Source organism: Adhaeretor mobilis (genome assembly GCF_007741515.1).
GTDB classification, from domain to species: domain Bacteria; phylum Planctomycetota; class Planctomycetia; order Pirellulales; family Lacipirellulaceae; genus Adhaeretor; species Adhaeretor mobilis.
This window is the reverse complement of sequence record NZ_CP036263.1, coordinates 2,982,904-3,003,597: the sequence shown is the minus strand read 5'-3', so window position 1 is coordinate 3,003,597 and position 20,694 is coordinate 2,982,904. Positions and strand designations below refer to the sequence as shown.

The window sequence follows — 20,694 nt, the reverse complement described above, 5'->3', positions numbered from 1 at the left end:
CCACTAGGTTGGTCAAGGCTTAGGAACTTTTATCTGGAAAGGAAGCTCAGCCGTATCAACCACCAGAGGTGTCTGGCGTGGGTTGGAGTAGTCTTTCGGGATGAGAGGTTTCTTGTCCTCGCCTACGGCTTCCATTATAGCCACGCGATGCTTCCCAGGAATCAAGCCATCGCCATACTTATAGCTCGTTACAAGGTCAAACTTCCCTTCGGCATCCGTATGCGCAATAGCTGGTCGCGGTTTTGCGCCACCGGCTTCTGGAGGGTTCATAGCGTAGAAACGAAGCTCGATTCCCCCGACTGGTATCTTGGAGCCGTCTTCGTAAGTAACTGCCCCTTTCGCATCGACATAGTCAAAGGGAGAGTCAGAGCCACATCCAATACACGCAATAGTGAGCAGGAAAGTGGCAAGGAGGCTCAATCGTACAGACATGTGTTCCGTTTTCTTGCAGGCTTGAATTTGTGGACATGGCCTATAGAGCACCCGAATCTATGAGAAACCCGTCGGATGAGACATTAAGCCGGGGCCATACGCCGAATACTTCTGGATCGAGGTCGTTGGCACCTTCGCCTATAAAACCGGCGATTGAGAGTTCGCCAGTCTCGATAAAATCGCTAAGGAATCGGACGCTACCGTCCACTAGAGCCGCATGCGCACCGCCGGGGTGCTGACTTCGCACAACGGATTGCCCGCTAGCGTTTACCCCTGGGTCAGCGCTCATGCACTGTGCCGCAAGTGTTTCCGCTCCTACTTCTGCAATCACTTCACTGAATTCGTAAACATCGTCGTCGAAACCGCCACAACTATTTATTGGTAACGAGGCATGGCGGCAGTGATAGTTTGACCCGCACATGCCCATCGCCCATACACCACGTCGATCTGACTGCCCTAAGCCGACTCGCAACTCCGATAGCATGATCGTGTTAGTAGTGCCATCCTGAATCTTGGCGATGCTCATGTCAGGTCCACCCACCCCACCCATACCAAGGTTCTGATCTAGGAATTCTGTGACCGGATGATCTTGCTCACCACGAGCCGCTTTAGAAATGAAACTATTGCCCCAGAACTGATACGCGTTCATGGCGTAATTGCCCCGCGCCCAATTCCCAGAAGTACCTTGAAATAGATTTCCCTGGCCTTGGTCACTGGGGCAAAGCATCAAGCTAAGTTCGGTGCCACGAGCTTCTTCATTGATAGCATCTGAGACGCGAGTTGTGTCATCGATCTGGAAGCGATCAAACAGAGACTGCTGCTCCAGATAAGGCAGTATCTCAATGGCCCAGTTCTTGAACAGTCGTTTATCGGTAAGTACCGAATCGTTGCTGTTAGGTCGTACTGATGCGGGCACTGGAAAGCGTTCAAAACTATCGTGGTAATTCAGAACACCGAGGGCCACATTGCGGAGATTGTTTGTGCACGAAATCCGACGAGCTGCTTCCCTAGCGGCTTGCACGGCTGGCAGTAATAGTCCAACCAAGACGCCTATGATGGCGATAACAACGAGCAGTTCAACAAGTGTGAAAGCTCGCGATTTCCCAGATGGCTGCCAATGCCGTTTGTTGCTTGGGCGCGGAGATTTCAGCAATGGAATAATTCTCATCTGGTCCTCTCCTTGTAGGTTTCTCTAATACTCGGTCTGCGCTGAGATAATGGACGGCACGCTGCGGTCTGCCCCATCGCAGTCGTGCTGAAATCATCAGCAGAATTCAAAATCAATCCCAAGTGCTGCTAACCTGAAGCAACAGGCTTGCGTTCAGGTTAGCAGCAGGGGTTTCTCAGCACATCGTCTCGCCCTAAAGGTTAGCTATCGCGTCGCCGTTGCAAGGCAATACCAACTCCAGCCAACCCAAGTAGTACTATAGCGGTTGGCTCTGGAATCGGAACTGTGCGAACGTTGTCTAGCCAGATCGCAACCGGGCCGGGGATGTTCTGGCTTGGTCCACCATAAATCTGCAGGGTAAAGGCACGAGTTGCCGTCATATCCATACCACCATTTGCGGTGGTTGGGATTGTGATCGTTTGCCACTCATCAGTAGGGCCTGAGAGATTAAAACCTGACTGGCTGCCCCAGTTGTAGCCATCTGTTTCGCGCGACACGAACTGTGCGAAGCCATAGTTGCCGAAAGCGTCCTGCGAAGAGGCGCCAGCAATTTTTACATCAAAGGCAATCGCAGTGCTGCCAGTGAGATCAGTTTCTGAACCAAACACATCGCCTGTAAATGCGATGCCACCGCCGGGGAATCCGAAAGTCAAACGAGCTGCCCCAGGCGCGTTTCCGGGCGACCCTTCTGCAGGATCATGAACGATTCCACTAGGGGGTGCGGTTCCACCGAAGTCGAATCTCCACGATTCGAGATCGCTGTCGAAGTCGTTGATGACGGCAGCCGAGACAAAAGGTCCTATGGCAAGACTAGCAGTCAGCACACCCAAGGTAGCGACCCGCTGCAGAACCGAGAATCGCTTGAAACTCTTAAACAAACTCATGAGAACTCCCTCCGAAAACAGGAAACAGGAAAAGCTTCTGAAGCACGAATGGTTTTGATCACCGAGACAGGCATTAGTACCAAGGTGGCCCACAATAACCTTTGAAAAGTATGTGCTCAAATACTTGAGCACTCCTCGTATTGTAATGACCACAGTCCTTCCGTCAACTAATTCTAGCGAAGATTCGGAGAAACTAGTAAATAGCAATCACGGTGCGCGGATAGTACACAGAGTGCCCCGAATCTCGCGAACACTCTCGCAATCCTGTAGCGACCTCGACGCTAGAAATGCCCTTGATATTGCCGTGGATAATTCGGCTGGTAGCGTTTCCAACAAGAACCCCCGTGACTTCAGCAAGCGAATACAATTTGGAAGTCGGGCGAATTCAGATTTGAAATCAGAAGCGAATAAAATCGACTAAACGCTGGACTTGTCAGACATTCACAACTATAGTGCAACTACTTTACCAAGCCGAACTATGTGTTTTTCTACTTCTCTTGAAGCTATTTCCCAACACATCTAGGCTACTCCTCGGTATTCCTATGAGGGAGAACTCCATGCGACACTCAATCAGTGCTCTTTGCGTTTGCCTATCTGTAGTTTCCGCAAGTCCTTACAGCTCTGCCCAAGCGACGATTCCGCTCTATTCCTTTGAGACTGGACTCGAAGGCTGGCTCCCTCAAGGGGGCGCCGATTCAGACTACATTTCCCACGCACAATTCTTGGGAAATGCCACCGATGGTTCGAATTCAATGCAGGTGGTTACCGGGCCAGGCTTTGGTCGCGACGTACAAGTCGACTTGCCTGGTTCGGGCGCACTCTACGACGCTTTCAATCAAGTTGCCGGAGATCCTTCAATCTACTCATTGGACTTTGATGTTACTTTCGATGCGAATAGTTGGACCAATTTTGGAAGTGGCGGCAACTTCATGCAGCTAGGTGTGTTCGCAAATAGTGACGATGGTTTCCAAGAAGTTTTTGGTGCCGGCAATGCTACTCCGGGCGTAACCAATGGTACCGTGAACGTAACCGTACCGATGAGCCAACTTCCCATTGCCCAAGCATCCACCTTTTATAATTTCGGCATTAGCACTAACAGCGATATCTTTGGCACCGGCAACTTTAGCTATTACGTCGACAATATCCGCTTCTCAGAGATACCAACCTTTGTCGAGAAAACGCTCTTCTCTTGGGAAACCCCCGACGACCTGGGAACTCCGGGTGTCAACGAGCAATTAGAAGGATGGGCTGACGGCTTCACTGATCAGCCGCATCAGCACACCCGTTCTATTGGCACGCTTGGTGCAACCGATGGCTCCTCGTCGCTTACCGTTGTGAGCCCCTCAAGTGGTTTTACTTGGGGCAGCCAATTCGAACTAAATAGCGATCCAACAGAGGGTGATCCGGCGAACCAGGCTCGCATCAACGAGCTTATTTCTGACATCAACGGAGCTGAAAAGCTTGCCTTTGACGTGACTTTTCCAGAAGACCAGATGAACTTGGCGAGCCCCAGCTTTCTTAGCTTGTTTGTGAACATTTCAGATGAGTCAGGCAACTTCTTCCAGTCCCCTCCGAAACAAGCCGGTGATCCGTTAGCGAATGCTGAGAACACGATCACGATTGAAATCGGCATGAATGAGTTCACAGCCGGAGGCATGACCCTGGCGGATACTGGCCTGGCAGCGGGCAACTACTTCCGCTTTGCCTTGGCGACCAATGCAGATGATGCAGTCGACTTCTTCATCGACAATTTCCGTATTCTTAGCTTTGAAAGCACGGGACTTGCCGGAGACTTCGATGGCAGTGGAACAGTCGACGGTGCGGACTTTCTGCTGTGGCAGACCGACAATGGCGTTGGAAGCCTAGCAGACTGGCAAACTAATTACGGGATGAATGGTCCCTCGAGCGGCGCGACTTCCAGTGCCGTGCCAGAGCCTTCTTCGCTGTTGCTGCTATCGCTTGGAATGGTGCTCCTACGTCGTCGCAATCGATAGGCTGGTGGCGGCGAATTTTCCAAGCCAAAGTCAGCCGCGAGATGCCGTCGAGCCACGCACGATGAGTTCCGCGCTGACTCGAATAGTTGTCGGAGAGCTCTCGCTAAAATCGCCGTCGAGCCGATCTAATATCAACTGGCCTGCACGGCGACCGATTTCTTTGGGACGTTGCCTCACAGTTGATAAGGGAGGCTGCAGCGTGGCTGAGAAATCGAGGTCGGCAAATCCGACCACTGAAAGATCCTCGGGGATACGGAGACCCAGCTTTGCTGCGGCTTCATAAACAAACAGAGCCTCGTGATCGGTCACTGTGAATACGGCTGTAGGTCGTGGCTCTTGACTGAGTATCTCTTCTGCCACTTCCGGGCCATTGGTGCCCCATTGATTGAGTCGCCAGCTCTTTACCTCGGCACCTTTGAGGTCAGCAACTGCCGTTTCAAAGGAAACTCGACGCCTGATAGCCCAGGCTTGCCAATCCGTTTCGCGAGATGAGAAGCAGGCAATATTCTCATGGCCAAGCGAAATCAGATGCTCCGCTACAGCACGAGCACTTCGCAACTCGTCGGTTTCAATCGAGTCGGCGATTTGCTCATCAGAGAACTCGTGATCAATAACCACCACAGGCACTCGGCTCTCGATTAATTCCTTGAAGTGATGATAATAGGCAACCGCAAATGATGGCCAGAGTATTAGTCCGTCGACTCGTCGATCGAGCAAGCGGTTGATTTGCTTCATGCCCTGAGCTTCGTCCTTCTCGAAGTGAGGCATCTCCTGGCAGTCGCCCACCCAAACGGTAATCGGCAGGTAGTCGGCAGAGGCGAGCACCATATGGATACCCGCTAGGACATCGACCCAGAACGAATCATAGGGCGGGATCATGACACCGATAGTCTTGGTTCGCCCCGTTTGCATGCCATTGACGAGTAGATTGCGTCGCCAGCCCAACTGCTGAGCAGCCTCTAGAACCCTTTGGCAGGTTTCTTCACCAAAACGGCCACGCTCCCCCCGTAGTATTCTAGACGCGGCGCTAAGCGACACGTTGGCCGCAGCGGCAACATCTTTCAATCTGGGAGCGGAAGAGCCTGACATATTGATAACCTTCGGGCGTGGGGCAAACTCACTTGAAATCCATACCACAATCATCAGGCAGAAACTCCCAGATGACAATTGTGTGCTAGAGCCGAACATACAACCAAAGAAGTTGGTCAAATACTTGAGCACGGTCTTTATGCATGATACAATGCAAATATCGCTAGTCAAAAAACAGAGAGGATCGCCGGGCCAGTGATCTACTTGTTCTCCAACGACCTATGAAGCGGACCAGTCTGCCCGGCTCGTTGAGACTGACTCTATAAACAACTATTGCATGAGTGGCTTACCGTTTTATCGCCGCTTCGTGGAGAGTTAAGACATGCCAAATTCAACACCTACCGACGAGTCCCCAAACGGAGCTTCGTTTATCACTCCTAGCGGAGACTTGAAGACGAAAAGCTCAGCCCCTGGGCAGGTGAGCGGCGTGCAGATTCCCTGGCAGCAACGCCCAGCCGGTTCCAGCGATATCGTATGGCGGCATACAACCAATCCTGTCATCGGCCGGCAGCCCATTCCCAATGTGCTGGGTATCTACAACAGCGCTGTGGTGCCTTATGGAGACGGCTTCGCGGGTGTGTTCCGCCTGGAAGATCGCACAAGGTTTCCCCGCTTACATACCGGCTGGAGCGAGAACGGAGTCGATTGGCACATCGAACCCAAGCCGGTTGTATTTGAAACAAATGCTGATGAAACGTTAGACTCCAAACCAGCCGCCGTTGCCGACTACGCTTACGACCCCCGCGTGTGTTGGATTGATGACCGCTACTATGTCACTTGGTGCGGTGGTCACAACGGTCCGACTATCAGCATTGCCACCACGACAGACTTCGAGACTTTTACGCGACTTGAGAACGCCTTTCTACCATTCAATCGTAATGGCGTGCTCTTTCCACGTAAGATCGACGGCAAGTACATGATGCTCAGCCGTCCGAGTGATGACGGCCACACGCCCTTCGGTGACATCTTCCTCAGCCAAAGCCCCGACATGTGTCACTGGGGCAAGCATCGGGAAGTCATGCGGCGAGGTGGAGACGAACAGGGCATTTGGTGGCAGCGAACAAAAATTGGTGCTGGTCCCATTCCTATCGAAACCGACGAAGGTTGGCTCATGATCTTCCACGGAGTAATGGACACCTGCAACGGGTTTGTCTACCACATGGGCTCCGCACTTCTGGACCTCGAACAACCTTGGAAGGTGATCGCACGCTGTTCTCAGATATTGCTTGCTCCTGAGGCAGACTATGAAGTCTACGGCCACGTGCCGAATGTCGTTTTCCCAGTCGCAGCCTTGTGCGATCAGGAAAAAGACCAACTAGCGGTCTACTACGGCGCAGCCGACACCTCAACCTGTCTCGCTTACGCCCATCTAAGCGAACTTGTCAACTATACGAAAGAGAACTCCGTCGTTTTCTAGTCAACAATCGTTGCATGCAGGTCGACTTGAAACACTCGCAGCTTTATCAATCCTGCAGTCGCCACAAAAATTTGGTCGCTTCAACTTCTCTATCCAGACGCATGGCAAAGTGATCTCTCTGGTGAACAATGCTTAAGCTCGCCCCGATCGACATAGCGATCATTGTCTCCTATCTCGCAGCCACAATCGGCATTGGTTTCTGGATTTCGAAGCGGGCTTCGAAGAGTATCGACAGCTACTTCTTGGGTGGCAACTCGATTCCTTGGTACATGCTTGGGCTCTCCAACGCATCGGGGATGTTCGATATCAGCGGAACCATGTGGATGGTTTACCTACTGTTTATTTACGGTCTGAAGAGCGTCTGGATCCCCTGGTTGTGGCCATCGTTTAACCAGGTCTTCATGATGGTGTTCCTCTCGATCTGGTTGAGGCGATCAGGTGTCATGACAGGAGCCGCCTGGATCCGTCTTCGTTTCGGCGACGGACGCGGGGCTCAGTTGGCCCACCTTATCGTCGTCGTTTTTGCACTCATCAATGTGATTGGCTTTCTTGCTTATGGGTTTGTCGGCATCGGCAAATTCGCTGGGGAATTCCTTCCGAATTTGACTGAGGACCAAGCCGCGAATGCCAATCTCTACGGCCTGATTATCACCGCCTTAACGACTATTTACGTTGTCAAAGGCGGCATGTTTAGCGTTGTGTTTACTGAAGTTCTCCAGTTCTTCATCATGACAGCCGCTTGTGTCTGGGTGGGCATAATAGCCATGCAGGAGGTTTCTCCTGAACTACTGAAAACCATGGTCCCCGAGGGGTGGGGGAATATCTTCTTCGGCTGGAAGCTCGAACTTGATTGGTCGGGGCTCATGCAAGAAGCGCAAGCGAAGATCTCTGATGATGGTTGGGAACTCTTCACCCTCTTTTTCATGCTCATGCTCTTCAAGGGCACTCTGCAAAGCATGGCAGGTCCCGCCCCTAACTACGACATGCAGCGCGTGCTTTCCGCGAAGACCCCTCGCGAGGCGGCCCTCATGAGCGGGTTAGTCAACCTAGTCCTGCTCATTCCGCGGTACATGCTGATCACAGGACTCACGATTCTTGCCATCGCTCATTTTTCCGACGAACTCTCTGCCATGGGGAGCGATGTCGATTTTGAACTCGTGCTGCCGCTGGCAATGAAGGAATTCATTCCAACTGGACTTCTGGGACTGCTGATCTCTGCCCTACTGGCAGCTTTCATGTCAACTTATGCTGCCACTGTCAACGCAGCGCCTGCGTACGTTGTCAACGATATCTACAAGCGATACATCAATCCGGATGCAACCGACAAACAGTACGTCTGGATGAGCTATATCGTCTCGATCGCAGTAGTATTGATTGGGACGGCAATCGGCTTTTACACTAAGTCGCTCAATGATATCGTGCAATGGATCGTAGCAGCACTCTATGGCGGCTACACAGCGGCAAACTTCTTAAAATGGTATTGGTGGCGATTCAACAGCTACGGCTACTTTTGGGGAATGGTGGCAGGCATCGTGGCCGCAATTATTGTTCCACGTCTCATGCCAGACCTCACAGCACTCTATAGTTTCCCATGGATTCTCACCCTCTCAGTTGTTGGATGCGTGGCGGGAAGCTTGTTAACTCCCCCTGACGACATGGCTATCCTCAAGAATTTCTACTTGAAGGTCCGCCCTTGGGGCTTCTGGAAACCTGTCCATAACCTCGTCGTTCAAGACAATCCCGCAGTCACTGCGAATGATTCGTTCTCACGCGACGCAACGAACGTCGTGATTGGCATGGTCTGGCATACGGCGCTTACCGCAGCAGGCATCTATCTGGTTCTGCAAGACTATGACTCACTGCTAGTGACGCTGTGTGTCATTGCAATGACATCCACCGTACTCAAGTTCAATTGGTACGACAAATTGGAGGACTACCCTGCTGACTTAGTCGCAGAAGGGCAAGAATCCGCGGCCTCGAAGTAACTCTGGCATACGCAAAAAGAGGTTCTATTTCATGAGAATTCTATCGACACTGCTATTCACAGTGCTACTTGCCATAAGTTCGTGTTGGGCAGTCGAATCTCAGCTGAAGCACTTCATTACAGCTAAGGGTGATCAGCTGTACGAAGGAGATCAACAGTTTCGATTTATGTCGTTCAACATCCCCAATCTCCATCTAGTTGAAGACAACTTCTCGTTTGCTGACCCCAATCCGTGGCGTTGGCCCAACGAGTTTGAGATCGCTGACGCACTTGAGTCCATCCGGCAAATGGGGGGGCAAGTCACACGCATGTATGTGCTTAGCGTCAGACGCGAAGGTTCTGACCAAGGTGAGCACGTTTTCGTCGAGGGACCCGGGCAGTTCAATGAGGAGGCCTTTCGAACCCTCGATAAGGTGCTGCAGATTGCCAATGAAAAGGGCGTGCGAGTCATTCTCCCGCTGGTGGATAATTGGCACTGGTGGGGAGGACGCGCTGAGTACGCAGGATTCCGTGGCAAAGAGCCCGACGACTTCTGGACCGATGAACAAGTTATTGCTGACTTTGAGGAGACAATCCGCTTTACGCTCAACCGCGTAAACACGCTTACTGGCGTGGCCTACAAGGACGACCCTGCGATCTTTGCCTGGGAAACCGGCAATGAACTTGATAGCCCACCTGCGTGGACACGTCGTATCAGCGCGTTTATCAAGAGCATCGACTCGAAGCACTTGCTCATAGATGGCTACGCGTTGCACGGCGTGCGGCAAGAATCGCTCGACGATCCCAATATCGACGTCATCACCACGCACCATTATCCAAACACCGACAAAGACTACGTCAAAGCGATCGTTGTGGCGCATGAGAAGATTGCCGGCCGCAAGCCCTACTTTGTGGGCGAATTTGGCTTTGCTCCCACGAAAGAGTTGAGAAGAGTCATGAACACGATCGTCGAGCGGGGCATCTCTGGCGGACTGCATTGGAGTTTGCGGTTTCACAACCGTGACGGCGGCTTCTACTGGCACTCTGAGCCCTCTGGCGGTGATCATTACAAAGCATATCACTGGCCCGGTTTCAGTTCGGGAGAGCGGTACCAAGAACGTGAACTTCTCCAACTCACGCGAAACAAGGCGTTCGAAATACGCGGCCTGCCAGTTCCTGAATTCAGCAAGCCGGATGCACCAAAACTTTTGCCGACGAGTGACGTGAGTAAAATTACCTGGCAAGGCTCTGCCGGCGCGTCGAGCTATAACATTCACAGAGCGGTTTCCGGGGAAGGTCCCTGGAAAGTTGTAGGTCAGGGCATCTCTGATGCGGCGGTTCAGTATCGCCCTCTGTTCAACGATCGAACTGCCAAAGTCGGTGAGGCTTATTTCTACCGCGTAGTTGCTCGAAACGAAGCTGGCAGTTCGCCACCGTGTGATGCGATTGGTCCGGTTAGCGTGCTTCGTCAAACGCTGATCGATGAATATCAGGACTTGAATCAGCTAAGCAATCCGCAAGGAGAGTTGAAACAATTGAGTACTGACGCTCGTAAAACTCAAGAGGACGCCCACCGCCTGACACTTTCACCTGGCAGCTCGATTGAATATCACTGTGAGGGCCCAATCGACCGGTGGCAGTTGATGCTCTATCACAGTGGAGAGAGCATTGATCTGGAAGTCGCATGCTCTGCAGAGGGAAAGCAATTTTCACCATGCAAAGTGCGGCGGCGAACAAGGGCTGTTGAGGGTGGCGACTACGGATACCTCAAACCACTGCTGCTGTCTGGGAAGTTTGACGGAGCGAGGCCGCGATTTCTAAGATTCAGCAGATCTGCTGGGTCGGGTCAGCCGGAAGAAGACCTCTCCTCGATCCAGCTCTCTCGAGTTGAGATCCAATACTCTGAGGGTCGGAAATCTCTTGCTGGTCCCAGCAAAAAGGTCCGCCATGGTGCCCAGCTCAACCCTTCGATTCTCATGTTTCATAAGCCTCACCATTTCGAGGGGATGAAGTATGTACGAAGAGCGGCAGAGCTGGGGTGCAAGCATGTCAATCTAGTGGTCACGCTGTTTTGCGACATCAATGAGCAACGCGAGGTAATCAGCTTTGGGACTGTCAACCGCAAGAGAGAGTACAGTCGCCTTACGCAAGAGTCGCTAGCTGCGTTTCGCTTCTCGCTGCAGGGAGTGTTTGCCGAAGCCGCTGCGCTCGACATGGATGTATCGGTTCTGGCTCATTTGAATGCGGGTGGGGAAATCTACGATTGGCGTAATCGATTCGAGTTCGATCCACTCACTGAGTATGAGGGATTCTCTTATCAGGACGCGGTGATAGGCTCAATCGCAGACGCTCTAGAGAAGACAGTCAAACCAGGTATGCAGATCGACTTAGCCCTTGCCGGTGAAATGGGACAAAGCGTGTTCGCGCATCCCGCTTCCTATCGAAAGATGATGCAGCATCTCCGCAGCGATACTCGCCTGCAGGACTTGAAGGTTGGTGTCAGCTTTAATTTCAATAATGCCGCCAACAAGCAAGAGTTGACCTCCAAACAGCGCGAAGAGGCACAGCTGCTCGTCAACGACTGCGACTTTGTGGGAATGTCGAACTACCGTTGGTTCGATTTGCCTATCCAGCCGAGCGACTTTGCCCGAGCAGTTAAGACCTTCTTGGCAGAGATGAGTGACAATGGCGCGAAGGTACCACTCACGACGCCGCTTCATTTTTCTGAAGTGGGGATCGGCGGGGGAACCGAGGGTGGACTAGCAAGCACGTCCGCAGAAGCCGCAAGAACGCCCTGGCACGGCAGCGACGAACCGCAGAAGAATCCTTGGGCCTCCGAGGCCATGAGCCGATTCAGAGTCGAGTTTCATCAAGCATTGCTAGAGTTCCTAGCCCACCCGACTGCGACCAATCCCATCACTGAAGCATTTCTATGGAGCGAAGGATCTTGGGACCCTATGGATATTACGGACAAGGGTTTTGCGGACCAACAAATCATCGAACTAATCCAGCAACACAACAATGCGCTCACGAATGACTAGATCCGGCAGGCCAGTATTGCGAAGCCACCTGAGATTCGTTTGTGGGTGCTTGAACTTTGTGACACTCCCTCTGTTAGTATCTCTATGCTCCTTGAGCTGTGCTGAATCAACTCGTCCAAATGCGTCCTGTTCAACAAGTTTGTCACACGATATCAACCACCAATTCGCGGTCGATGTTGATTTCCGGGCACTCAACATAGCGTACAGGATTGTCAAGAATCACGATTGATCTGTCACTAGCGCGCGGAAACACACCGCAGCCCATCTCGATGCGACAGCCTCGGTCCACAATTGTTCGTCATGCAGCTTTGCGTTCGTAGTGTTTCAGCACGCCGCCAAGCCACTCGTGGCAGACAATCTCTTCGTTATTGTTCGGCGGATCATCGACCTCTGGCCAGATGCCGAGAAGCGGCTTGTTCTCCTTCCGCTGATGCGGACGTACTTGGTGATCGTAATCCAGATAAGAGGAAACGATGTGGTCGAGGTGCCCCAGTCCAAAGACGATGAATCGGTTGAGACACTCACTCTTGATCGACCCAACCCTCCGTTCGACGAAAGCATTTTGATTGGGTGCCCTGGGTGCCCTGGGTGCTGTTGGCTCAATCGAGACCCCGTTGTCTGTGAATAGTTGATCGAATCGCTTGGAGTATTTGAAGTCGAGATCCCGAACCAGGTAACGTACCGGTAGCTCCATTCCACGAGCTTGCTCCAGCATCGATTCGGCTTGAGCGGTTACCCATTTGTCGTCAGGCTTGATTGTTGCTGGTGAGCAGATAACTCGGCGGGATTTCACGTGCAAGAAGGCTAGGACCTAGGCCTGCCTAAGTCCGGTGCCGGTCATCACCATCTTCGAGAAGAAATCACATTGCCAGAGCGTATCAGCATGAATCTTGAGGAACTCGTCCCACGTTCCAGGGCCACGTTTTGGGCCTGGATGGAGCCCTTCTTCTTTGAGGATGGTCCGTACGGTGGTGCGACCACAGCAGCGAATTCGCAATTTGCCTACTTCGCCGACAATTCGACCGTACCCCCACTGATTTTCTCTTGCTAAGCGAACCACGATCTGGCGAATAGTCTCGGACGTGCCTTTTCTGCCCATCTTCCTCGTGGGCTTCTTCCCCTGACTTCTCCTCTCCAGCCATCTGCGGTAGGTTCTTGGGTGAACGATAGAGATCAACTTCAACACGTCTGAGCCGATGCCGTCACCCAGCTCGAGCAGCCTTTGCCGTTCTTCATTGGTTAGGAAGATACGCTGCTTATCGACCCGCTTGCGGGTCATTTCTAGCTCTGCTTTCAAAAACAGAATCTGGCGTCTCAGAAGCTGCTCATCTGCACGGGCAAACAGAAAGAAAAGCGATGAAAACAGTCACGCATCGGAGTTGGATCCCTATCTAAGAGATTGAGTGCAGGGGTGACAAACTTTCTGAACCCCTGGTGTCTGCTGATTCTCGATGATCTTCTACAAGGGTCAAGCTTTAGCTGTCTGGAATGGCGACCCTGTACCTTACAGGTTTTTGAATTCCTAAATCCTGTACGTACAGCCATAGAAAGACATTCTTTGCGACACAATACAATAGTTTGCAATAGTTGGATTTGTTGCTAAAGTGCTGTTATTCCCGTGTTTTCGAGGGTTTCCCGCTGGCAAAAGTAGCGCCTCATAACCTTGAGGGCGTCGGTATAGTGAGGACCGTATCTAGCCCTTAAATGTACAAAAAAGAGCCACCCGAAAGCGGGTGGCTCTCTACACCACAATTCAATATTGGTGTCCTCGGTAGGTATTGGAAACTCAAGCATAGCTTCCAAATCGTCGGCTCCGTGCCAGCATCGCAGTGGCACCCACTGCGATCAGGAGCAACGAAGTCGGCTCGGGAATCGCCACGAAACCAGTCAGCAGGGCGTATTGGTCGCCCACTTGGTTATCCGCGACCCCGTTGAGGCCGAGATAGTAGGTCCCCGCCGTGCTGAGGGGGATATTGACCAAGAAGGGATCGAAAGACAGGGCTGTTGTCGATCCACTGAGGAAGTTGTTGTTTTGATAGAACAGGTCGTCGCTGGTCGCCAGCACGGTGGTCCCGTCCGTATCGTACAGCGTGAGTAGGGAGTCGAACGAGTTCCACTGGTCGGCTTCGAGGTTCACGCTGAAGACTTCAGCCATCAACGATCCGGCGGAACCGACGGTGAACGAGTAGAAGTCGATGTCGTTCGTGACGTCGTCGAGGTCACCGGTCCGGAGGGAGAGTTCCATGCCCGAGCTTTCACCGGTGGCGAAGGTGATCGGGGTGGCACCGGCAAAGGTGTCGCCAGCGTCGCCTGCCTCAGCGACTTCGGCGATGGGGCTGTTGACCAGGGACAGGCCAGCGAGGCCGGGCGTGCTGGTGAATCCGCCGGTGATATCGAGCGTGGCGCGCTCCCAGCGGTTGAAGCCACGAACAGATTCACGGCCGAGATCTTCGTTCTCATCGAGCCCGGTGTCGCCGGTGGCGATGATGTGCTGGTTCTGCAGCCCGCCGGTATTGAGGTAGTTGGCGGGGATGATGCCGGGGTCGCCGTAGGCCTGGTGGTGGTTGAGGCCCAGGGAGTGGCCCAGTTCGTGGCCGACGGTTCCCGAGAAGCCGCGGCTGATCTGCGCGATCTGCTCGGGGCGGGTGATGCCCACGTCGTTGGGGTCGCCGTCACTGGGATCAATAAAGAACGCAAAGTTTTGAGGAACCATGTTGATCTCATCACCTGTGCTGAAATTGCCAACCTGTAACGGTGCGAAACCTAAGACACCCACACCAGCCCCAGGGCCAGAGACAGGGGTACCGAAATTCACACGGTCCCGCACTCCACCTGGGTCAGTTAGCGAGAAGCTAATGTTGTAGCCGCTGTAGATAGACTGCACTTGCGACAAGATATTGTTCTGGATCGTATTTCGCTCGATCGCACCAAAATTCGGTTGACCTGCATCCGAGGTCGCCTTGTTGATCTCGGTGACCCAGTCTGTATTGAAATCGAGCCAGACGTTGACTTGAGAATAGGCGGTTGAAGCCATTGTCGTAACGACGACAAGTGCTAGGTAGTGTTGTTTCATGAGACACGAACCCTTCAAAGATGAAAAACGAGGACGACTGGACTGTCTAAGCATCATCGCCTTGATTTGGGCAGAACTCTTGGCTCCATACAGACGATGCCAACCTATTACCTAAACTACTGGGTAAGCACTGTCAATTATCCCGAACAGCCCGCAGGGAGAATCCGCAGCATACTGCATTGCCTGAGTGTCGGTTGCCAGTAACTGTCGATTTAAGATGAGAATCTTCCTGCAAGCAGTTTCAGTACTCGAGCCAGCAACGGCACCCGGTGCCGTTGCTGGCTCGCCTGCAGTGCGAAGAGCGTAGGCAGCAACCACTGCCGAACAAGCCGAATGGTGCCATCTAAGCCTCGAGGCGGTACCCGTCACCTCAGCAGAATTCGGCTCCTCTAAGCTGCCGAAGTTGGACCAACGAATGGCACTAGGTTCAGGACTCAAGATCATGATGACTGCGCCGTTCGGGATACGTCTTTCGGGAGACCGTCAACCAGCCGCGGTAGCGAGATCACGACGATAGCTACCCTCCGTTTCTGGTTCCTCACCAAAATCTGTGGGTATGGAGTGACATCATTTTGATATTCCGGCCTCAGCTTAGGCTCGACAGAAGGGGTCCGCCCCTCGCGCACCGTTTACCAATGACTATCTATTTCGCGTGCTTTGACCTCGTTCGAGATCTGCGCCTCAGATTGGAAACGACGAAAAACCACTGGAATCCCAGCATACACAGTCCGAAACCTCTGAATCCGTTGGAATCTGCCCACAGATTCTGGTGGGGAGGCGGTAATGTCTGTAGCGAGAAAAGGGAGCTATACTCTATATCCCTGCGCCGGCGGTTCCCTATCCCCCAGAACATATTGCCTGCAGGCGATCTCGTACTCATCATGAACCTTAAGTTGACTGCCGGAAGCCGCCATAGATCGACTGGTGAAACCAAACGAGTGAACTTGAATCAGCTAACTGTCCATCATCCTCTCGAGCCTAGCATGAAACCATACACCATCGCCTACGCTGCTCTCGCAGCCGTCGCGCTCACGTTCACCGCGTGTAGCCAAGTGAGCGCTAAGACCGCCGAAATATCGACGGCTCTCTCCCCGGAGGAAATCAAAATCCTCGCCGAAGAAGGCTTCATCTACGGCCTGCCGATCGTGATGAACTACGCGGTGATGTACGAATATGCCATCGACAAGGGCGGCAGCCAGTTCAAGGCACCCTTCAACCAGCTCAAGAATGAGCCGCGGGTGTACACTTACAAGGACACCGCTGTCATCACACCAAATAGCGACACTCCCTATTCATTCACCTGGCTCGACCTGCGCGCCGAACCGGTCGTCCTGACCGTGCCTGCGGTCGAAAAGGAACGCTACTACGCTGTCATGATGTGCGACGGCAATACTTACAACTACGGCTACATTGGCAGCCGTGCCACCGGCAACGATCCCGGCAGCTACATGGTGGTCGGCCCCGATTGGAACGGCGAGAAGCCCGAAGGCATTAAGAAAGTTTTCACTTCCACCACGCCCTTCTCCCTTGTCGCTTACCGCACCCAGCTCTTCGCCCCCGAAGACATGCCGAATGTGATCAAGGTCCAGGGCGGCTACCAGGTGGAGCCGCTTTCGGACTTCCTCAAGCAACCTGCGCCTGCCGCCGCCCCGGTGATCGACTTCAGTCCGGCTACCACCGCCGGCATCAAGGAGAATTTCTGGAGCTACCTCGACGCCGCGCTGGAATATGTTCCGGAAACTGACAGGGATAAGGACATCCGCGCCAAGCTCGCAACCATCGGCATTGGCCCCGGCAAGACCTTCGATATCAAGGATCTTTCGCCGGATCACCAAAAAGCCATCGTCGAAGGAATGAAAGCCGGTGACGAAAAAATCAGCACCTACTTGGCCTCGGGCATGACCGACATCAATGGCTGGCAGGTTGGATCCCTTCCGGGAGACGAAGCGCACTACAACGGCAACTGGCTCATGCGCTCCGGCACCGCCAAAGCAGGTCTCTATGGCAACAGCGCCGTCGAGGCCGTCTACCCGCTGACCCGCGTGGACGACAAGGACGAGACCCTCGATTGCAGCAAGAACAACTACACCATCACCTTCCCTGCGGGCCAATACCCGCCGGTGAACGCTTTCTGGTCGGTCACCATGTATGATGGCAAGACCCAGTATCTGATCGAAAACCCGATCGACCGCTACCTCATCAACTCACCGATGATTCCGAACATGAAGAAGGGAGAGGACGGATCTCTCACCCTTTACATCCAGAAAGACAATCCTGGCGGCGACCTGGAAGCCAACTGGCTCCCAGCACCTGACGACACCGTCTATCTGGTGATGCGCCTCTATTGGCCGAAGACCGAAGCCCCCTCCGTGCTACCTCCGGGTATGGGCAGTTGGAAGCCACCGGGAATCGTGAAGGTAAAATAATCTCCCCTCATTTCTGAACCACGCGTGCCGGATTACTCGAATCGGCCCACGCATACAGCAACGAATTTCAACCACCTAATTTAGAACGAAACCAGAACCCACCCCATGAAAGCTGCAACCACAATAGCGGCCGCCCTCGCCCTGACATGCGGTACTGCCTTCGCGCAGAACACACCGGGCTTCAACGAAAAGATCCCTGCCGAAATCATGACGCCCGACAAGGTCGAGACCAGCATCGGAACGCTCAACTTCGCCGATGGCATCCCCGATGCCGAAACCACGCAGAAGCTCTACGACCACCTCGACACGCTACGCGCGTTCGAGGCCTTCCTCAATTTTGTTCCAGCTACATCCCTCGAAGGGATTCGCCAGGGTCATATCTCTCAGGGCGCCACCGAATGCAACCAGGTGCTCATTTTCAAGGAATTGATGGATTCCAATCCGCTGTTCCTCACCGGCAACACAGATACCGTCTATTGCTTCGGCATGCTCGATCTGGAAAAAGATGGGCCAACAGTGGTCGAAATCCCGCCCGGTTGCGGACCGGGCACCTGTGATGATGCCTTCTTCCGCTTCGTCATCGATATGGGATTGCCTGGTCCCGATCGGGGCGAAGGCGGCAAGTATCTCATCGTGCCTCCCGGCTATGAGGGTGAAGTGCCCAAGGACAAAAAAGACGGAGGCGATTACTACGTCGCTCACTCACGGAGCTATGCGAACTGGATGCCTCTTCGCGGGTTCCTCGTCGACGGGAAACCAGACGCCGCGGTGAAAATGTTCAAGGACGGGGTGAAAATCTACCCTCTGAGCAAGGCCGACAATCCTCCGGCCATGGAGTTCATCAGCTGCTCGAAAGAAGTCTTTAACACGATCCACGCCAACACCTACGAGTTCTACGAAGAACTGAACCACGTCATCCAGCGGGAACCCATCGACTTCATTGACCCGGAACTTCGCGGCATCGCCGCCTCCATCGGCATCGTCAAAGGCAAGGAATTCGCCCCAGACGAGCGGATGAAGAAAATCCTTACCGACGGAGTTGCGATTGCCAACGGCACCGCCCGCGCGATCGCTTTCCGCAACCGCGATCCACGCTCGAAAATCTTCAAAGACCGCCAATGGACGAGCGGCTTTATCGGCGGCGACTATCGCTGGCTCGGGGGCGACGGTCTTGCAGGCCGTGATCTCGATGCCCGCACCTTTTTCTTCTACCTCGCCACGGTGAATACACCGGCGATGGCCATGAAGATGGTCGGCAAGGGCTCGCAGTACGCGCTCGTGTTTGTCGACAAGGATGGGGAATCGTTTGACGGCTCGAAGAACTACAAGCTTCACATTCCGGCGAACGCCCCGGCCAAGAATTTCTGGTCGATCGTCGTTTACGATCCGCAGACACGCTCCGAACTCCAGACCAGCCAGCCCTTCCCCAGCAAGAACAACACGGGTGACGAACTTGTCGAAAACGCCGATGGCTCGGTCGATCTCTACTTTGGCCCCAAAGCTCCCGACGGCAAGGAAGCCAACTGGGTCGCCACTGTGCCCGGCAAGGGCTGGTTCGCTTGCTTCCGTCTCTACGGCCCACTCGAACCATGGTTCGACAAGACCTGGAGACCCGGAGACATCGAACTCGTGAAATGACCTGAAGAACAAAGAACCAAACACCCTTCACAGGAAATTATGAAACCGAACATCGTTACTCTAGCCCTCATCGGCGCACTCGCCGTGATCGGCAGCGGGTCCGTATTCGCCCAGCTTCCAAAGGAAGCCATGAATGCCATCGCCATCCCCGACAAGGTCGAGACGGCGATCGGCGAACTGGAGTTCTTCGACGGCGTGCCGAACGATGCCACCATCGACAAGCTTTACGACAACCTTGATCGAATACGGGGCGTTGAAGTCTACCTGAACCATTCCGGCGCGGGTTCACTCAATGCCATGCGCAAGGGCAACGCTAGCATCGGGGCAACCGCATCCAACATCGTCCCGATCAGCGAGCAGCTGCTCAAATCGGAGTCGCTCTACCTAACCGGAAACACGTCGACTCTGTATGCCGTGAACTACCTCGACTTGAAGACCGACGGACCTTTGGTTGTCGAACTCCCGCCGGGCATGCTCGGATTCCTCGACGATGCCTGGTTCCGTTTTGTCAGCAATCTTGGCGTGATCGGCCCGGACAAAGGCAAGGGTGGCAAGTATTTGCTGCTTCCTCCGGGCTACACCGGAGACGAACCCGAAGGGTATTTCATAGTCAAGCTACCCACGTACAACAATCTGATGTTCCTGCGTGGCTCGATCGCGAAGGGGCTGGACCCAGCCGTGGCGAATATCAAGTCGAAGTTGAATATCTACCCGCTCGCTAAAGCAAACAATCCTCCGGCGACCGAGTTCATCAACTTTTCGGGCAAGAGCTACAGTACCATCGTCGCCCGAGACTTCAGCTTTTTCGAAGATCTTAACGATCTTGTGCAGGTCGAACCCATCGATGCGATCGGCCCAGAGATGCGAGGTCAGCTGGCGGCCATCGGCATCGTCAAGGGCAAGCCGTTTAGCCCAGATGCCCGCATGAAGAAGCTGCTCAACGAAGCCGCGAATCTTGGCAACGCTACCGCCCGCGCCATTACCTATCAACCGCGCATCGGCGGCGTCTTCATCTACCCCGACACCGATAGCTCTTGGACGACAGCCTACGCCAATAAGAACACTTCGTTCGAAGCGGACGGCACCATGAACCTGGATGCACGGGTCCTGTTTTATTTCAATGCGACCGGCGTCACGCCCGCCATGGCAACGACCCACCCCGGAGCCGGGTCCGACTACGCGCTGGCCTATCTGGATGCCAACAAGAACGCCTTCGATGGCTCGAAGACCTACAAGCTCCATCTACCGCCCAACGTTCCCATCAACAACTTCTGGGCAGTCACCATCTACGACACGCAGACGCGCTCACTGCTTCAAACCAGTCAGACATTTCCCACCGTCGGCAGTCAGAGTGAGGGCTTCCAGAAGAACGAGGACGGCTCCTACGACGTCTATTTTGGCCCGAAAGCTCCCGACGGAAAGGAAAGCAATTGGCTAGAAACGATTCCGGGCAAGAGCTGGTTTACGATCTTGCGGATGTACGGTCCGCTGGAGCCATGGATCAACAAGACCTGGCGACCAGGCGAGATTGAGTTGGTAGATTGACGGCGACTCGATCCACTAGGATCA

Annotated in this window: 14 protein-coding genes; 7 read left to right on the top strand and 7 right to left on the bottom strand. The window is 53.7% G+C overall.

Annotated features, from left to right (window positions below; all coding sequences use genetic code 11):
* Nucleotides 1–12 precede the first annotated feature (12 nt).
* From HG15A2_RS11820 to HG15A2_RS11810, 3 genes are all read right to left on the bottom strand, one after another.
* Nucleotides 13–432 carry a hypothetical protein gene (locus tag HG15A2_RS11820; RefSeq protein ID WP_145060449.1) on the bottom strand — a complete coding sequence of 140 codons (420 nt, stop codon included), beginning with the start codon at nt 430–432 and terminating at the stop codon, nt 13–15.
* Between the two features lie 40 nt (nt 433–472).
* Nucleotides 473–1,600, bottom strand: coding sequence for a DUF1559 domain-containing protein (locus HG15A2_RS11815; protein WP_145060448.1), 1,128 nt, complete (start codon nt 1,598–1,600; stop codon nt 473–475).
* 200 nt (nt 1,601–1,800) lie between these two features.
* Entirely contained in the window at nt 1,801–2,484 is a 684-nt protein-coding gene (locus tag HG15A2_RS11810; RefSeq protein WP_145060447.1) for a PEP-CTERM sorting domain-containing protein, read from the bottom strand.
* A gap of 557 nt (nt 2,485–3,041) precedes the next feature.
* Here HG15A2_RS11810 and HG15A2_RS11805 point away from each other — a divergent pair.
* On the top strand, nt 3,042–4,478 hold the full coding sequence (locus HG15A2_RS11805) for a PEP-CTERM sorting domain-containing protein (protein ID WP_218931904.1): 1,437 nt from the start codon (nt 3,042–3,044) through the stop codon (nt 4,476–4,478).
* Nucleotides 4,479–4,508: 30 nt separating this feature from the next.
* Here HG15A2_RS11805 and HG15A2_RS11800 read toward each other — a convergent pair whose 3' ends face one another.
* On the bottom strand, nt 4,509–5,567 hold the full coding sequence (locus HG15A2_RS11800; protein ID WP_218932528.1) for a LacI family DNA-binding transcriptional regulator: 1,059 nt from the start codon (nt 5,565–5,567) through the stop codon (nt 4,509–4,511).
* A 322-nt stretch (nt 5,568–5,889) separates the two neighbouring features.
* On the opposite strand from HG15A2_RS11800, the gene HG15A2_RS11795 reads away from it, so the two are divergent.
* From HG15A2_RS11795 to HG15A2_RS11785, 3 genes are all read left to right on the top strand, one after another.
* On the top strand, nt 5,890–6,984 hold the full coding sequence (locus tag HG15A2_RS11795) for a glycoside hydrolase family 130 protein (protein ID WP_145060444.1): 1,095 nt from the start codon (nt 5,890–5,892) through the stop codon (nt 6,982–6,984).
* A 128-nt stretch (nt 6,985–7,112) separates the two neighbouring features.
* Nucleotides 7,113–8,969: a sodium:solute symporter family protein gene (locus HG15A2_RS11790; protein WP_145060443.1), complete on the top strand. Its 1,857-nt coding sequence runs from the start codon at nt 7,113–7,115 to the stop codon at nt 8,967–8,969.
* Nucleotides 8,970–9,000: 31 nt separating this feature from the next.
* Nucleotides 9,001–11,988, top strand: a complete 2,988-nt coding sequence (locus HG15A2_RS11785) for a cellulase family glycosylhydrolase (RefSeq protein ID WP_145060442.1) — start codon at nt 9,001–9,003, stop codon at nt 11,986–11,988.
* A gap of 298 nt (nt 11,989–12,286) precedes the next feature.
* On the opposite strand, the gene HG15A2_RS11780 is transcribed toward HG15A2_RS11785, so the two are convergent.
* From HG15A2_RS11780 to HG15A2_RS11770, 3 genes are all read right to left on the bottom strand, one after another.
* Nucleotides 12,287–12,781 carry an integrase core domain-containing protein gene (locus HG15A2_RS11780; protein WP_145060441.1) on the bottom strand — a complete coding sequence of 165 codons (495 nt, stop codon included), beginning with the start codon at nt 12,779–12,781 and terminating at the stop codon, nt 12,287–12,289.
* Between the two features lie 18 nt (nt 12,782–12,799).
* Nucleotides 12,800–13,267, bottom strand: coding sequence for a hypothetical protein (locus HG15A2_RS11775; protein WP_145060440.1), 468 nt, complete (start codon nt 13,265–13,267; stop codon nt 12,800–12,802).
* Nucleotides 13,268–13,774: 507 nt separating this feature from the next.
* A complete protein-coding gene (locus HG15A2_RS11770) occupies nt 13,775–15,061 on the bottom strand; it encodes a PEP-CTERM sorting domain-containing protein (protein WP_145060439.1) in 1,287 nt (428 codons plus the stop codon).
* 983 nt (nt 15,062–16,044) lie between these two features.
* On the opposite strand from HG15A2_RS11770, the gene HG15A2_RS11765 reads away from it, so the two are divergent.
* The 3 genes from HG15A2_RS11765 (at nt 16,045) to HG15A2_RS11755 (ending at nt 20,670) form a co-directional block, all read left to right on the top strand.
* Nucleotides 16,045–17,487 carry a DUF1254 domain-containing protein gene (locus tag HG15A2_RS11765; RefSeq protein WP_145060438.1) on the top strand — a complete coding sequence of 481 codons (1,443 nt, stop codon included), beginning with the start codon at nt 16,045–16,047 and terminating at the stop codon, nt 17,485–17,487.
* A 105-nt stretch (nt 17,488–17,592) separates the two neighbouring features.
* Nucleotides 17,593–19,125 carry a DUF1254 domain-containing protein gene (locus HG15A2_RS11760; protein WP_145060437.1) on the top strand — a complete coding sequence of 511 codons (1,533 nt, stop codon included), beginning with the start codon at nt 17,593–17,595 and terminating at the stop codon, nt 19,123–19,125.
* A 39-nt stretch (nt 19,126–19,164) separates the two neighbouring features.
* Entirely contained in the window at nt 19,165–20,670 is a 1,506-nt protein-coding gene (locus HG15A2_RS11755) for a DUF1254 domain-containing protein (RefSeq protein WP_145060436.1), read from the top strand.
* Nucleotides 20,671–20,694: the final 24 nt, after the last annotated feature.